Annotated in this window: 13 protein-coding genes and 1 riboswitch; of the genes, 8 read left to right on the plus strand and 5 right to left on the minus strand. The window is 69.8% G+C overall.

Features of this window, described 5'->3' with window-relative positions; genetic code table 11:
- Positions 1-11: 11 nt before the first annotated feature.
- Together FB381_RS15815 and FB381_RS15820 are read right to left on the minus strand one after the other, a co-directional pair.
- Positions 12-998 carry a C40 family peptidase gene (locus FB381_RS15815; protein WP_141781171.1) on the minus strand — a complete coding sequence of 329 codons (987 nt, stop codon included), beginning with the start codon at positions 996-998 and terminating at the stop codon, positions 12-14.
- Between the two features lie 15 nt (positions 999-1013).
- Positions 1014-1214, minus strand: a riboswitch (cyclic di-AMP (ydaO/yuaA leader).
- A 108-nt stretch (positions 1215-1322) separates the two neighbouring features.
- On the minus strand, positions 1323-1613 hold the full coding sequence (locus FB381_RS15820) for a hypothetical protein (RefSeq protein WP_141781172.1): 291 nt from the start codon (positions 1611-1613) through the stop codon (positions 1323-1325).
- A 123-nt stretch (positions 1614-1736) separates the two neighbouring features.
- Between FB381_RS15820 and FB381_RS15825 the strand changes: the two genes are divergently transcribed.
- Together FB381_RS15825 and FB381_RS15830 are read left to right on the plus strand one after the other, a co-directional pair.
- The gene (locus tag FB381_RS15825) at positions 1737-3023 is read left to right on the plus strand and encodes an NYN domain-containing protein (RefSeq protein ID WP_141781173.1); all 1287 of its coding nucleotides are present in this window, start codon (positions 1737-1739) and stop codon (positions 3021-3023) included.
- 83 nt (positions 3024-3106) lie between these two features.
- Complete coding sequence (locus FB381_RS15830; RefSeq protein WP_141781174.1) at positions 3107-5044, plus strand: APC family permease; 1938 nt, start codon at positions 3107-3109, stop codon at positions 5042-5044.
- On the opposite strand, the gene FB381_RS15835 is transcribed toward FB381_RS15830, so the two are convergent.
- The gene (locus FB381_RS15835) at positions 5025-6923 is read right to left on the minus strand and encodes a hypothetical protein (RefSeq protein ID WP_141781175.1); all 1899 of its coding nucleotides are present in this window, start codon (positions 6921-6923) and stop codon (positions 5025-5027) included. The genes FB381_RS15830 and FB381_RS15835 overlap by 20 nt on opposite strands.
- 85 nt (positions 6924-7008) lie before the next feature.
- On the opposite strand from FB381_RS15835, the gene FB381_RS15840 reads away from it, so the two are divergent.
- Both FB381_RS15840 and FB381_RS15845 read left to right on the plus strand, forming a co-directional pair.
- Positions 7009-8727 carry a DEDD exonuclease domain-containing protein gene (locus FB381_RS15840; protein ID WP_141782813.1) on the plus strand — a complete coding sequence of 573 codons (1719 nt, stop codon included), beginning with the start codon at positions 7009-7011 and terminating at the stop codon, positions 8725-8727.
- 23 nt (positions 8728-8750) lie between these two features.
- On the plus strand, positions 8751-9029 hold the full coding sequence (locus FB381_RS15845) for an Lrp/AsnC family transcriptional regulator (RefSeq protein ID WP_141781176.1): 279 nt from the start codon (positions 8751-8753) through the stop codon (positions 9027-9029).
- A gap of 38 nt (positions 9030-9067) precedes the next feature.
- Here FB381_RS15845 and trpD read toward each other — a convergent pair whose 3' ends face one another.
- On the minus strand, positions 9068-10105 hold the full coding sequence (trpD, locus tag FB381_RS15850; RefSeq protein WP_141781177.1) for an anthranilate phosphoribosyltransferase: 1038 nt from the start codon (positions 10103-10105) through the stop codon (positions 9068-9070).
- Positions 10102-10512: a hypothetical protein gene (locus FB381_RS15855; RefSeq protein WP_141781178.1), complete on the minus strand. Its 411-nt coding sequence runs from the start codon at positions 10510-10512 to the stop codon at positions 10102-10104. The genes trpD and FB381_RS15855 overlap by 4 nt, the downstream gene beginning before the upstream one ends.
- Positions 10513-10651: 139 nt before the next feature.
- Between FB381_RS15855 and ctaE the strand changes: the two genes are divergently transcribed.
- The 4 genes from ctaE to qcrB are packed head-to-tail and all read left to right on the plus strand — an operon-like array spanning position 10652 to position 15096.
- A complete protein-coding gene (gene ctaE, locus FB381_RS15860; protein WP_141781179.1) occupies positions 10652-11317 on the plus strand; it encodes an aa3-type cytochrome oxidase subunit III in 666 nt (221 codons plus the stop codon).
- A 13-nt stretch (positions 11318-11330) separates the two neighbouring features.
- On the plus strand, positions 11331-12212 hold the full coding sequence (qcrC, locus tag FB381_RS15865) for a cytochrome bc1 complex diheme cytochrome c subunit (protein WP_425465451.1): 882 nt from the start codon (positions 11331-11333) through the stop codon (positions 12210-12212).
- A complete protein-coding gene (qcrA, locus tag FB381_RS15870; protein ID WP_141781180.1) occupies positions 12209-13372 on the plus strand; it encodes a cytochrome bc1 complex Rieske iron-sulfur subunit in 1164 nt (387 codons plus the stop codon). Before qcrC ends, qcrA begins: the two co-directional genes overlap by 4 nt.
- Entirely contained in the window at positions 13369-15096 is a 1728-nt protein-coding gene (qcrB, locus tag FB381_RS15875; RefSeq protein WP_141781181.1) for a cytochrome bc1 complex cytochrome b subunit, read from the plus strand. The genes qcrA and qcrB overlap by 4 nt, the downstream gene beginning before the upstream one ends.
- Positions 15097-15113 lie beyond the last annotated feature (17 nt).

Below are 15113 nucleotides of genomic sequence, written 5' to 3' on the forward strand. Positions count from 1 at the left end.
CTTGCGTCAACTCAGCCGGGGCGGACGGCGCCCGTGTAGGGCATCTCGTCGATCGGCGAGACCTTCACACCCGTGCTCGGGTTGGAGGCGTGCACGATCTGGCCGTTGCCGATGTACATGCCGACGTGGCTGATCGGGCTGTAGTAGAAGACCAGGTCGCCGGGGGCGAGCTGGTCGCGCGAGACCTGGGGCCCGCTGCTGTACTGCGCCGAGGAGGAGTGCGGCAGCGAGACGCCGGCCTGGCCCCATGCGCCCATGGTGAGACCGGAGCAGTCCCACGACTCGGTGCCGGTGGCGCCGTAGACGTAGGCGTCACCGACCTGGGCGAGCGCGTAGTCGACCGCAGCCTTGGCGCGGCCCGAGGGCGGCGGCAGGTTGCCCGGGATGCTGGTGTCCGAGGACTGGAACTCCTCGAGCTCGTCGGCCTCGAGCTCGTCGAGCTCGGACTGGGCCGCCTCGTACTTCTTGTCGATCTCGCTCTTCTTCTGCTCCATGGTCGTCTTGACCTTGGCCATCTCGGCCTCGCGCTCCTCGGTCGCCTCACGGCGCACCTGGAGGGCCTTGGCCTCGGTGTTGTAGCGAGCCAGCAGATCGGCCTGAAGCGTGTTGTAGGACGAGACGGTCGAGAGACCGGCGAGGAACTGCTGCGGGTCCTTGGAGGTGATCACCTGGCCGACGGCAGAGACGTCGGATCCCTCGAACTGGCGCAGCACCGAGTCGCGGAGCTCGGCCCGGATCTTGTCCAGGTCCTTGCTCTGACGCTTCTCGTCGGCGCTGAGGTCCTTGAGCTGGCCCTTGAGGTCCTGCAGACGCAGCTTGGCGTTGCTGTAGTCCTCGTTGGCAGCCTCGGCCTGCGTGTAGAGCTTGTCGACCTTCTTGCGAACGTCGTCGATGTCCGGGTCTGCCTGGGCGGGGGTCGCACCGGGGATGATCCCGGCGACTCCGATGGCGGCGATGCCGGCTGCTCCGGCAATGAGTCGCTTCCGGTCGCGTGTCACGAGCGGACGGTCTCCTTGTGTAGTCGTTGACGCCTACCGGGTGAGCTGACGGGTTCGGGCACGACCTGCCCTACCACCGCTCCCCGACCTGGATCGACCAGATCGCTCTTGCGGCGGATTCACCCCAGTGACCGCACCCGTTGTGGCGTGCGACCGGTGTGGTTCCCCGGCTCCCCGACCCGCCGAAGCAGGCCTGGGATTAAGCGCGACACCCGCGTGAGCCGGTTGACCCACTTCCACGAATGTCAGGTTCTCGCGAACACTAACCGACGCGATCCCCCAACTGCCAACCACCCACGCCCAAAAGTTGGGCTACAAGTCTGGTTACCCGAAGGCGAGGCCGTCGCCGTGCCCGGAGTCGGTCGCCGGGCCGATCGTCGAGTCGGGCGAGTCGGTCGCCGAACCGGGGTGGTCGTCGCAGACCGGGACCGCGCCAGTCGCCTCGACCATCCTCAGCGGCGGAACCAGCCCGCCACCCGCCAAGACGTCGAGCGCACGGCGCTCCTCGTCTTCGATGGTCAGCTCCGGGGGCGGGCCCAGGAGCACGGTGACCACGCAGTCGTGGCACGCCAGTCCCCGCACGAGGCAGGTGTCACAGTCGATTCTCGTCGTCATGTCTGTGACGGTCTCACCGACCACCGACAATTTTGCTTCCGCTCGTCCGCCTCCGGCGTGTCAGCACCATCGCACGGCGGTATTCAAGGCGGGGATCGCGCTCCGGGTCCCTACACTTGAGGCATGGAGGTCTCCGCGTACGCGACGCTCCCCGACGCCGTCCGGGGGCGCATCGTCGCGCTCGCTGCCGGCGTGCTCCCCGATGTCGTACGCCTCCCGCCCGCGCTCAAGCGGATCGCCGACTTCGCTCCCGCCCGCCGCGCCAAGGCCGGTGGCGCGATGATCGCCTCGGTGCTCGGGAGCGACGACGAGGTGCGCGCGTCGGTGGCCACCCAGCTGCGCTCGTCCTACCTCGCGCCCGCGAAGAGCGAGGAGACCGGGGAGAGCGGCACCGACATCGTGCTGCCCGAGGACCCGACCGAGGCGGCTGCCGTCGCCTGGCTGGTGCGTCCCGACGGTTGGGAGGTGGCGCTCAAGGAGGCGCTGGACCGCCTCGAGGCCGCCGCGGTGCCGGCCGTCGACGCCGAGGTCGCCCGGCTGCGCGGCAAGCTCGCAGCGGCCGAGGACGAGGTGCGCGAGGTGCGCGCCGACCGCAAGGCGCGCCTCGACGAGCTCAAGGCCGACAACACCACCCTGCGACGCAAGCTCGGCGAGGCCCGCGCGTCCGCGCGCGAGGCCGGCACGGGGCTCGAGGACGCCCTGGCCGAGGCCCGCGACGCGCTCGCCCGCGCCGAGGAGGAGATCGCCGCGCGCGATCGTCAGCTGCGCCATCAGCGCAGCCAGATCGACAAGCTCGAGCGCGAGGCGGCCGCCGAGCGGCGTACGTCCAAGGCCGAGCGTGACGACGTCTCGCTGCGCGCCCGCTTCCTGCTCGACACGCTGCTCGACGCCGCCGGTGGCCTGCGCCGCGAGCTGGCGCTGCCACCCGTGACGGGCACCCCGGGCGAACGCGTCGAGGCCGAGCTCGCCTCCGCCGATGCCGCGGCCGGGGCCGGAGTCACCAGCAGTGCTCACCTCGAGCAGTTCCTGGCGATGCCACGGGTGCGGCTGATCGTCGACGGCTACAACGTCTCCAAGGCGCTGTGGCCCGACTCGGCGCTCGACGCCCAGCGGCTGCGGCTGCTGCGCGGGGTCGCCCCGATCGTCGCCCGCACCGGCGCCGAGACGACGGTCGTCTTCGACGCCCACTCGGCCTCCGTACGCCCCACCGCGGTGCCCCCTCGCGGCGTCAAGGTGCTCTTCTCCCCCGAGGGCGTCATCGCCGACGACGTCATCCGCGACCTCGTCGACGCCGAGCCGTCGGGCCGCGTCATCCTGGTGGCCACCGACGACGCCGAGATCGTCAAGGACGTACGCCGCGCCGGCGCCCGCACGGTGCCGCTCTCCTCCCTCTCTCCCCTGCTGGGCTGATCCAGCCGGCTTCCTGCGCCGCACCGACCTGATTCGATAGGTTCTCCGGACGTTCGAGTCGTCGGGAGTGGGAGAACCAGCACGTGCGGCACACACTCAACGCGATCGCCAGGTTGCTCCTGTGCGCCGCGGGATTCGTGATGTCCATCTACGGCAGCGTCCAGCTCAACGCTCTCAAGTCGCCGAGCTTCGGTGACCTGCTCGGCGAGTCGAGCTTCTGGGTCGCGGCCGTCGGAGGCCTGATGACCGCGCTCGCGTTCGAGGCGATGCGGCGTGCTCAGGTTCCGGCACCCGCCACCCAGCCGGCCGCACCGACAGCGCCCGAGGAGACCGAGGAGACCGCGCCCGAGGAGACCGCCGTCCCTCCCGTCGCGAGCGTCCCCACCGAGCCCGAGAGGGACGAGCGACCGGCGGAGGACGGCGACAAGCTCAGCCTGGTCGAGGTCGTCGGTCTGGCCGCGGGTGGCGTCGTCGGCTCCGGCTGGCTGCTGGCGGTGCCCGGTCTCCACGAGAGCCTGGGCGGTGCCGCCTTCCTCGGCTGGGCCGCCGGCGGCGTACTCATGCTCACCATCGCGGTCGTGATGGTCGAGTTCGGGCTCATCTCGCAGCGCACGGGCGGGCTCCTGTTCCACCCGCACGACGCCTTCGGGCCCCTGGTGGTGATCATCCTCGCGGCGTCGCTGTGGATCTCGTACGCCATCAACCCCGCCGCTCAGGCCGCGGCCGCGGTCGACCGGCTGGCCGAGATCGTCCCGTCGCTGGCCGGCGAGGGCGGGCTCACCCGGATCGGCTCCGTGCTGGCGGTGGCGGTGACCACCGCGATCATCGCCTTCGTCCTGCTGCCCAGGCGGCTCGTCCTGCGGACGAACGCCGCCCTGACCCTGGTCAAGATCGCCATCCCGGTGGTCCTCGTGGCGTGCCTGGCGTTCGCGGCCCCCGCCCCGCTCTCCGACTCGGGACCGGCGCCCGGGCCGACGTCGACCGGCGTGCTGAGCGCACTGATCACCAGCGGCGTGATCTACGCCTACATCGGTTTCCAGGCGCCGTTGGACGTGACCGGCGAGATCCGCGGAGGCCGTCGCGACGTGGCCAGACGAGTGCGCTGGGCGGTGTACGGCACGGTCGTCGGCTCGTTCCTGCTCTACTCCGCGCTCCAGCTGGTCTACGCCGAGCACATGGCCGCCTCCGGCGCCGAGCACGGCACCTCGTACGCACTCCTGACCGACGAGGCCACGCTGCTCGGCGCGCCGCTGGACTGGCTGGTCCTGCTGGTCCGGATCGCCGCGATCATCGCCCCCATCGGCTCGGGCATCGTGTTCACCTATGCGCTGAGCCGCGAGGTCTACACGCTCAGCGCGGAGAGGTATGTCCCCAGCGGGCTGCACGAGCAGCGGGCGTCCCGTCTCCCCGGACGCACCACCGACTCCTTCTGGCTGATCCTGCTCGTCAACCTGGTGCTGGCGCTGGTCGTCCTGGTGGCGGTGGGCGGCGACTGGCAGACGTTGGCCGTGCTCAACACGATCCCGATCCTGATCCTCTACGCGGTCACCTGCGTCGTCCTGGCGGTGCGCTCCGAGCTGCTCGGCACCGGTCTCCAGCAGCTCCTCCCCGTCGCGGCGTACGCGGCCTTCATCGTCATCGCGCTGGTCGTGAACGAGTCCGCGTGGGACCGGGTGTGGAAGGGCGTCGCGGTGATCGGCTGGGGATCGCTCGTCCTGCTCGTGCTCCCCTGGCTCCACCATCTCCGGGTCCCCGGCCTGGGCTGGTACGACGCGAAGAACCACGGCGCGCGCCTGTTCTCCCGCGACCCGGCGAACCGTCCGTTCGTGGTGCTCGCGCTCTACCTGGTCGCGCTGACGCTGCTGAGCGCCGTGCGTCACCGGATCGACGACGACTCCGTCTGGAGCGTGTGGAGCCTGCGTGCCCTGGTGGTGATCGTCGCCTCGGGGGCGTTCATGCTCCTGGTGGGCGCCGGCCGCCGCTATCTGCGGCAGACCCGGCTCACGACGACCCCGCGCTGACCCACTCGGCCTCCTCCTCCTGGCCCGCGGCGACCAGGGTCTCGACGACGGCGTCGATCCGGGCCCGGTCCTGCCACCGGCCCACCGAGCGCCGCAGGACCGCCGCGCGGCTCGCCTCCGGGTAGCGGTGCAGCCGCAGCCGCGTGGTGATGCCGACGATGTCGCTGGGCGTGACGCTCTGCGCCTGGTCGAGATAGCGGGTCAGCAGCCGATCGGCGGTGCCCGTGAGCTCGTTGCGACGGAGCTGGTGGGCCGCCTCGGCGATCGTGGGCCCGGCACCACGGCGGTTGATCGCCTCGTCTGCCAGATGGTGCCAGGAGGTGCGTACGGCATCGGCGAACCCGGCTGCCTCGAGGGCGGCGAGGCACTCGGCGTACCACGCGACGTAGGCCTCCTCGGTGGGCGCCGGATAGACGAGCAGGTCCTCGGCCAGCCGCCAGCCGACGTCGGCCGCGACGGCCGAGCGGCCCCGCCTGCCGACCCGGGACGGGACGTGCCCGAGGAGACCCACGATCTCCTCGGCGGGGCGGAGCCTGACCAGCGTGGCCGCCTGTCGGCGAAGATCCTCGCCCAGCGGCTTGCCGTGGACGTCGGCGAGATAGCCGGCGACGCCCTCCACGACGGCGGAGCCCATCGGTTCGCGGTCCGTGCCCTCCGGGGTGAGGACCCAGTGGAGCAGCTTCCGGGTGGTCTCGGAGGACGGCTGCGCCCACGACCACCGGTCGAGGAAGTCGCCGAGCCGCTCGATGTGGCCGCTGTGGGCGAGCGCGCGGACGATCATCGCCGCCTGGGCCTCGTCGCCCTCCTCCATGAGCGTCTCGCAGATGCGTTTCAGGTTCATCGGCGTGGCGTCGCCGGCCAGGGCGCCCAGGAGGCTGTCGCGGCCGGGTCCCCGGCTGCCACGCAGCAGCACCACCACCTGCTCGCGCGCCTCCTCGGCGTTCTCGCTGCCGTCGAGCCGGACCTTGAACCAGTCCTCGAGCACACGGCCGCCCGGGCACAGCTCCCAGAACGCCGCGACGAGGTCCTGCTGCTGGACGTGACCCGGCGCCCGGCCGCGGTCACCGATCGCGCCGAGGGTGCGCCAGAGCAGGTCCAGCGCGATCTCCTGCAGCCTCGGGCTGGCGTTGAGCGCGACGTACAGCACGGCCTTGTCGAGGTTCGAGCGGCCGCTGGAGGTCGCCGCGAACGTCTTGACGGTGTCGTTGACCAGCTCGGTCGCGCCGAGCAGGTGCAGCGCCCGGAGGAACCGGGCGATGTCGGGGACGGTCCGCTGCCGGAGCACGTCGTGGATGACCGCGTAGGCGATCGAGCCGTCGTGCTCGGTCTCGATCGCGAGCCTCGCCGCATCCTCCGGCGAGCGGTGCAGCGCGGCCGCTGCGATCAGGATCACCCGGTCAGCTGTGAACTCCAGCGAGGTCGTCACTGCCGCCAGGTCGACGTCGGCGTGCCGTCCGTACGCATGCAACGCCTGCACCGCGATCGCCGGATGGCCCTGCACCCGCAGCTCCGCGAGCCAGGCCACGAACCGCTCGATCCCTTGGCCGGAGACCCGCGCGAAGGCGTTGTCGATCAGCTTCTGGGTGTCGAGGACCTCGTCGGCCCGGGCACCGTCGAGCACGGTGACGTACTCGACCAGGCCGGCGAGATCGCCGGTCAGCGTGTCGAGCACTCGTTCGTTGAACCGCAGCGCCGCGGTCTGTCCGTCCTCGGTCAGCAGCGTCCGGGCCTGCTCACCGGCCTCCCTCGGCTCGACCTGCAGCGAGCCCGAGCGGGCGAACCAGCGCGCCCACGGACGGTCCTCGATGCCACCCGAGGACCCGTCGTTGCCGCCGTTTCTCGCCGCGATGACCCACACCTCCCCTGTCAGGTGCGCCACACCCTAGTGGCGGAGGACTGTCGGTGGCACTCGCTAATGTGTTCGCATGGGCAGTACGGCGGCGGTGCGCGAAGCACGCAAACAGATGCGCGCCCGGGCGGTCGCCCGCCGTCAGCGTGAACAGACGACCGGGGGCTGGGAGGCCCAGCGAGGCTTCGACGAGCTGGGCAGGCCGCTGCGCGATCTCACCTTCTGCGTGGTCGACCTGGAGACGACCGGCAACAGCCCCGACAACGGCGGGATGATCACCGAGATCGGTGCGGTGAAGGTGCGCGGCGGCGAGGTCCTGGGCGAGTTCCAGACCCTGGTCAACCCCCACACCGGCATCCCCGCGTCGATCGCGGTGCTGACCGGCATCACCAACTCGATGGTCGCCTCCGCCCCCAGGATCGAGTCGGTCCTGCCCGCGTTCCTGGAGTTCGCCGAGGGCTGCGTGCTGGTCGCCCACAACGCGCCGTTCGACATCGGGTTCCTCAAGCACTTCGCTGCCCAGCAGGAGCGGCCGTGGCCGCGCTTCGAGGTGCTCGACACTGTCAAGATCGCCCGCCGGGTGATCAGCCGCGACGAGACCCCCAACCACAAGCTCGGCTCGCTCGCGCGGGTCTTCGGCTCCCCCACGGCCCCTGACCACCGCGCGCTGCACGACGCCCGCGCCACCGTCGACGTGCTCCACGGCATGATGGAGCGCCTGGGCAACCTCGGTGTGCTCACCATCGAAGACCTGGCGGCATTCTCGGCCAAGGTGACGACCGCGCAGCGCAAGAAGCGCCATCTGGCCGAAGACCTCCCCCACGCCCCGGGCGTCTACCTGTTCAAGGACGAGCGGGGCCGGGTGCTCTACATCGGCACCTCCAAGGATCTGCGCACCAGGGTGCGCACCTACTTCACCGCCTCCGAGACCCGCTCACGGATGGGCGAGATGGTCGGTCTTGCCGCGACCGTGCAGGCCATCGAGTGTGCGACGGCGCTCGAGGCGGGGGTGCGCGAGCTGCGCCTCATCGCCGAGCACAAGCCGCCCTACAACCGCCGCTCGAGGCGCCCCGAGAAGATGCACTTCGTCAAGCTCACCCGCGAGCCCTGGCCACGGCTGTCGCTGGTCAAGCAGGTGCTCGACGACGACGCCGACTATCTCGGCCCGTTCGGCTCGAAGAAGATCGCCGAGCAGGCGCTCCAGGCGCTGCACGACACCTTCCCGATCCGACAGTGCTCCGACCGGCTCCCGCTGCTGCCGGCGAAGAGCCCGTGCGTCCTCGCCGAGCTTCACCGGTGCCTGAGCCCGTGCGACCGGAGCACCACCACCGAGACGTACGCCGACCTCGTCGGCCGGGTTCGCGAGGCGCTGCGACACCGTCCCGACGAGGTGGTCGCCGCTGTCACCGAGCGCCTCGACGACCTGGCCGGGCAGGAGCGTTTCGAGGAGGCCGCCGTCCATCGCGACCGGATGACCTCCTACCTGCGCGCCGCCGCCCGCACCCAGCGGCTCACCGGCGTCGCCCGCCTCTCCGACCTCACCGCGATCCGGCGCGAGGACGACGGCCGCTGGGCGGTGCACGTCGTCCGCCACGGTCGTCTGGCCGCAGCCGGGGTGATCCCCCGCGAGGCCAACGCCCACGCCTACGTCGCCGATCTCCAGCTCAGCGCCGAGACGGTGCTGGACGCTCCCGGCCCGGTGCCCGCTGCGAGCGCCGAGGAGACCGAGCTCGTGCTCCGCTGGCTGGAGTCGCCGGGCGTGCGCCTGGCCCACGTCGAGGGCGACTGGACCTGCCCGGTCGGCGGTGCCGGCCGCCGGGCAGCCAAGATCTAGAGCGATCGGCTAACGTGACCTGCGTGATCACAGCGATCGTCTTCATCAATGCCGAGGTCTCCCAGATCCCCGAGGTGGCCGAGGCCGTGGCCGCCATCGACGGAGTCAGCGAGGTCTACTCCGTCACCGGTCAGATCGACCTGATCGCCCTGGTGCGCGTCAGTGCCCACGAGGAGGTGGCAGCGGTCGTGGCCGACAAAGTCAACAAGGTGCCCGGCGTGCTCGAGACCGAGACCCACATCGCCTTCCGCACCTACTCCCAGGTCGACCTGGAAGCGGCCTTCTCCATCGGCCTGGACTGACGGGCAAAGCCCGTCGCGTGCCGCCGAGATCCTCTACCTCAACGAGAGGTAGCCGCGACCCACCGCTCGAGCACACCCTGAGCAGCCCCGGAGTCGATCGCCTCCGCAGCCCGGACGATCCCACCGGCGAGCCGCTCGTCGACGGAGCCGGAGCCGCCGTCGTGCACCGCCAGAGCAGCTCCGGCGTTGAGCAGCACGGCGTCGCGTACGGCACCTTTCTCGCCGGCCAGGAGCCGGCGGACGACGTCGGCGTTGTAGGCGGCGTCGTCGCCGCGCAGGTCCTCGACGCTCGCCCGGGCGATGCCGTGGTCGAGGGGCTCGATGGTCGCCTCGGTGACAGCGCCGCGCGAGACCATCCACACGTGAGACGTCGTGGTGGTGGTGAGCTCGTCGAGGCCGTCGTCGCCACGGAAGACCCAGGCGTCGGTGCCGCGGCGCGCGAAGACGCCGGCCATCACGGGGGCAGCGGACGAGTCGGCACAGCCGATCGCCGAAGCGGCCGGGCGCGCCGGGTTGGTCAGCGGCCCGAGCAGGTTGAAGACGGTGGCGATGCCGATCTCGCGGCGAGCGGCGGCGGCGTGACGCATCGCCGGGTGGAAGGCCGCGGCGAACAGGAAGGTGATCCCGGCCTCCTCGGCCACCGCCTCGACCCGCGAGACCTCGAGGTCGAGCCGGATGCCGAGCGCCTCGAGCACGTCGGCCGAGCCGGACTTGGAGGAGGCGGAGCGGTTGCCGTGCTTGACGATCTTCGCGCCGGCTCCGGCCGCGACGATCGCCGACATCGTGGAGATGTTGACCGAGAAGGAGCGGTCGCCGCCGGTGCCGACGATGTCGAGCACGCGCCCCGGCACGAAGATCGGGTTGGCCTTGGCCAGCATCCCGTCGGCGACGCCGGCGAGCTCGTCGACGCTCTCGCCCTTGGCTCGCAGCGCGACCGCGAAGGCGGCGATCTGCGCGGTGGTCGCCTCGCCGGCGAGGATCTGCCCCATCGCCCACGCCGCTTGGTGGGCGGAGAGCGACTGCCCGGCGACCAGCGTGGTGAGGACCTCAGGCCAGGAGTGCGGGGCGGAAGTCATGAGCCAACGTTAACGGGCTGCAAGAGCCCGACCACCGTCCGGGCCAGATCGAACGGGTCGATCGGGTGCGCGATCGTCGCCTCCGCACGCGACCACGTGCCCAACCACGCATCCTGAGGCCGGCCGATGAGCACCACGATCGGCGGAGCCTCACGCACCTCGTCCTTGACCGCCTTCGCGACCCCCAGCCCACCGGCCGGGGCGGCCTCTCCGTCGAGCACCGCCAGCGCCAGGCCACCAGCGTCCAGCTGGGCTCGCACCGCCGGTTCGGTGGCGACCTCGACGTACTCCAGCTCCGGCAGGCTCGGGTGGGGACGGCGCCCCAGAGCCAGGATCACCTGCTTGCGTACGTCGACGTCGTCGCTGTAGACGAGGATCTTCAAAGGATTCGAGGTGGTGTCGGTCACACCACGATGCTAGCGCCATCACCATGGTCCGCGGCCACATGTCACACACCCGATCTGAGCGGTGTCGAATGCTTGTAACACCAGCCTCATCGACGACACACAGGGTCCCAAGAAGACTCCGAGAATCGGGCAGGACATAATGGCGTGCGTGGCGACAGTATCGACTCTTCCAACAGCCCGCCTGCACGGGCATCACGACCGTCCGAGCATGGTCAGCGTGGGGACCATCATCTGGCTCTCGAGCGAGCTGATGTTCTTCGCGGCGCTGTTCGCGGCCTACTTCACCATCCGGGCGGTGAGCCCGGAGGTGTGGGAAGCCAACACCGAAGGCCTCAACATCCCGTTCGCGGCGGTGAACACGACGATCCTCGTGCTGTCGTCGTTCACCTGCCAGTTCGGTGTGTTCGCTGCTGAGCGTGGCCAGGTCGGCCGCAAGGGCTCCCTGCTCGCGGTGCGTCTGTGGGGCCTGCGTGAGTGGTTCATCCTCACCTACCTCATGGGCGCGGTCTTCATCGCCGGTCAGGCGACGGAGTACGCCGCCCTGGTGCAGGAGGGCATCGCCCTCAACCGTGGCATCACCGGCCCCGACGACCCCTACGGCTCCGTCTTCTACCTCACGACGGGCTTCCACGGCCTGCACGTGACCGGTGGCCTGATCGCCTTCCTGTTCGTGCTCGGCCGGACGTACGTGGCCAAGCGATTCACCCACGAGCAGGCCGTCTCCGCGATCGTCGTGTCCTACTACTGGCACTTCGTCGACGTGGTGTGGATCGGCCTGTTCGCGACCATCTACCTCCTCAAGTGACCAAGGACTGAATGTGCGTCTCCTGAACCGCTCCGTCGGTCGACTGTCGCGGCTGCGTCGCCGCCCGTTGGCCGGTGCCGCTGTGCTCCTGGTCGCTCTGCTGAGCACCGGCGGGCTCTACGCCGCCTTCTCCCCCGCCTCCCAGGCCGAGACCGAGAAGGACAACGCCGCGCTGGTCGCCGAGGGCAAAGAGCTCTTCATGATCAACTGCTCCACCTGCCACGGCTCCAACGGTGAGGGCATCACCACGCAGAACGGCAAGCTCTACGGCCCCTCGCTGATCGGTGTCGGCGCCGCGTCCGTCGACTTCCAGGTCGGCACCGGCCGGATGCCGATGGCCCAGCCCGGCGCCCAGGTCGAGGTCAAGGACCCGAGCTTCAACCAGGACGAGATCGACGCGTTGGCTGCCTACGTCGCCAGCCTGGGCCCCGGCCCGGCCACTCCCGACGCCGAGCAGTACGACCCGGAGACCTACGGCTCCGAGAAGGAGAAGGAGGAGGCGGTCGCCCTGGGTGGCCAGATCTTCCTGACCAACTGCACCGCGTGCCACAACTTCACCGGCTCCGGCGGCGCCATGCCGCGCGGCGGTGAGGCTCCCAGCATCCTCAAGACCGACCCGAAGCACATCTACGAGGCGATGCTGACCGGTCCGCAGTCGATGGACACCTTCTCCGACGGCAACATCAGCCCGGAGGAGAAGAAGGCCGTCATCTCCTACGTCGAGTCGATGAAGGAGCAGCCCGACTACGGCGGCTTCAACAACGGCGCGCTCGGTCCGGTGACCGAGGGCATCGTCGCCTGGGTCGTCGGGCTCGGCGTCCTGGTGGCCTTCGCCGTATGGATCGCCGCGCACACCACGCGCACCAACCAGACCAAGAAGGGATCTGCCAAGTGAGCAGCGACCTCAGCGAGATCGAGAAGCACGACGACTCGCACCCAGAGCTCAACGCGCACACCGACGCGCTGCTGCCCGATCCGGGCGTGCACGAGCACACCTGGCGTCCTACCGACGTCGATCCCAAGGCGGAGAAGCGTGCCGAGCGTCAGGTGAGCCTCTTCTTCGGCCTCTCCGCGATCTGCTCGGTGCTGTTCGTCGTCGCCTACTTCGCGATCAAGCCGGGCTACGACGGTGACGTCTGGGCCGGCTACGGCGCCTCCAACCTGGCGCTGGGCGCGAGCCTGGGCTTCGCCCTGCTGTTCCTCGGCATCGGCGTCATCCAGTGGGCCCGCAAGCTCGTCATCGACCAGGAGGTCACCGAGGAGCGCCACCCGGCCGCCTCCTCGCCCGCCACCCGCGAGGCCGCGGTCGCCGAGCTGAAGGCCGCGCTGCACGAGTCCGGCATGGCCCGCCGCCCGTTCATCCGCAACGCGATGATCGGTTCGGCCGCCCTGCTGGGTCTGCCCGCGGTCGTGATGCTCAAGGACCTCGGCCAGACCAACGCCCAGATCACCGAGCAGAAGCCCTACGCCGGCGCCGGCCTCGAGCACACCGTGTGGGACGCGGGCGTCCGGGTCGTACGCGACGTGGTCGGCACCCCGATCCGCCCCGGTGACCTGGAGATCGGTGACCTGGTCAACGCCGAGCCGTCGACCATCTTCGACGGCAGCCTGCACGGCGCGCCGCTGCAGATCGCCAAGTCGAAGGCCGCCACCGTCCTGCTGCGGATGGACCCGGCCGACATCTCCAACGACGTGACCCGCAACTGGTCGGTCAACGGCATCGTGGCCTACTCCAAGATCTGCACCCACGTCGGTTGCCCGATCTCGCTCAACGAGCGCACCACGCACCACCTGCTGTGCCCGTGCCACCAGTCGACCTTCGACCTCGCCGACCACGGCAAGGTCATCTTCGGCCCGGCTGGTCGCCACCTCCCGCAGCTGCCGCTGGGTGTCGACTCGGACGGCTTCCTCGTTGCCCTCTCCGACTACCCTGAGCCCGTGGGCGTCAGCTATTGGGAGCGCAACACCTACGACATCGACGAGATCTTCGACGACTGGTCCAAGGACCACGCCGCCGACGCTGAGCAGTACGGCTACAAGGAGGGCGGCCAGTGAGCACCGACACGTCCAAGGTTGCCGCCAGCAACGGCACCAAAGCCGCTGCCCCGGCGGGCAAGCCGACCAAGGCCGGCGCAGCCGCCAACTGGGCCGACGAGCGCCTCGGCGTCGGTGGCCTGAGCAAGTTCCTCTCCCGCAAGATCTTCCCCGACCACTGGTCGTTCATGCTCGGTGAGATCGCGCTGTGGAGCTTCGTGGTCCTGCTGGTCACCGGCGTCTTCCTGACCCTGTGGTTCAAGCCGTCGATGGCCGAGATCAACTACCAGGGCTCCTACGCCCCGCTGCGTGGCATCGAGATGTCCGAGGCGATGGCCTCGACGCTCAACATCTCCTTCGACGTACGCGGCGGTCTGCTGCTGCGCCAGGTGCACCACTGGTCGGCGATGCTCTTCATCGCCTCGATGATGATCCACATGATGCGGGTCTTCTTCACCGGCGCGCACCGCAAGCCGCGTGAGATCAACTGGGTCATCGGCGCCACGCTGCTGCTCCTCGGCACGCTCGAGGGCTTCACCGGCTACTCGCTGCCTGACGACCTGCTCTCCGGCACCGGCATCCGGGCCGCGGACGGGTTCATGATGGCGATCCCGATCGTGGGCACCTACGTCTCGTTCTTCCTCTTCGGAGGCGAGTTCCCAGGTGACGACATCATCCCGCGCCTGTTCACGATCCACGTGCTCTTGATCCCGGCGCTGCTGCTGGCGCTGATCGGGGCCCACCTGATCCTGCTGATCTACCACAAGCACACCCAGTGGGCCGGCCCCGGCCGCACCGAGAAGAACGTCGTCGGCTACCCGATGGTGCCGAACTACATCTCCAAGATGACCGGCTTCTTCTTCATCACCTTCGGTGTGACCGCCCTGCTCGGAGCGTTCTTCTCGCTCAACCCGGTGTGGAAGTTCGGCCCCTACGACCCGACCAAGGTCACCGCGGGCTCGCAGCCCGACTGGTACATGGGCTGGCCTGACGGCGCGCTGCGCATCATGCCGGGCTGGGAGTCGCACTTCTGGGGCTCGACCTGGTCGTGGAACATCTTCCTTCCGGTCATCGTGCTGCCGATGGCGGCCTGGATGGTCGTGCTGATGCTCCCGTTCATCGAGTCGTGGATCACCGGTGACAAGCGCGAGCACCACCTGCTCCAGCGCCCGCGCAACGCTCCGACCCGCACCGCCACGTTCGTCGCGCTGATGACGTTCTACGCGGGCTTCTGGGCCGCGGGCGGCAACGACATCATCGCGATCAAGTTCGACCTCTCGATCAACCAGATCACCTACTTCCTGCGGGCGTTCGTGTTCCTGGGCCCGGTCGTGGCGTTCATCATCACGCGTCGTTGGTGCATCTCGCTGCAGCGTCACGACAACGAGAAGCTGCTGCACGGCTACGAGACCGGCACGGTCATCCGTACGCCCGAGGGTGCCTACCACGAGAAGCACCTGCCGCTCGACGTCGACGAGGCCTACGCCATCACCGTCCGCGACCGCGGCCGGAGCGGCGACGAGCCGGAGCTGAAGAAGAACGGCAAGCCGACGCTGCGAGCCAAGCTGCGTGCGTTCTACTACGACCACGACGTGGACAAGCCCACCACCGAGGAGCTCACCGAGGCGCACCACCACGCCGAGCACGAAGCTCACGAGCTGGCTGCCTACGAGGGTCACGCCGTCGACGGGCACGACTTCGACGATCACCGTCACTCGGCGATCGAGGAGCCGCTCAACCGCTGAGCAACATCTGGTACGCC

The organism is Nocardioides albertanoniae (assembly GCF_006716315.1).
GTDB classification, from domain to species: Bacteria; Actinomycetota; Actinomycetes; order Propionibacteriales; family Nocardioidaceae; genus Nocardioides; species Nocardioides albertanoniae.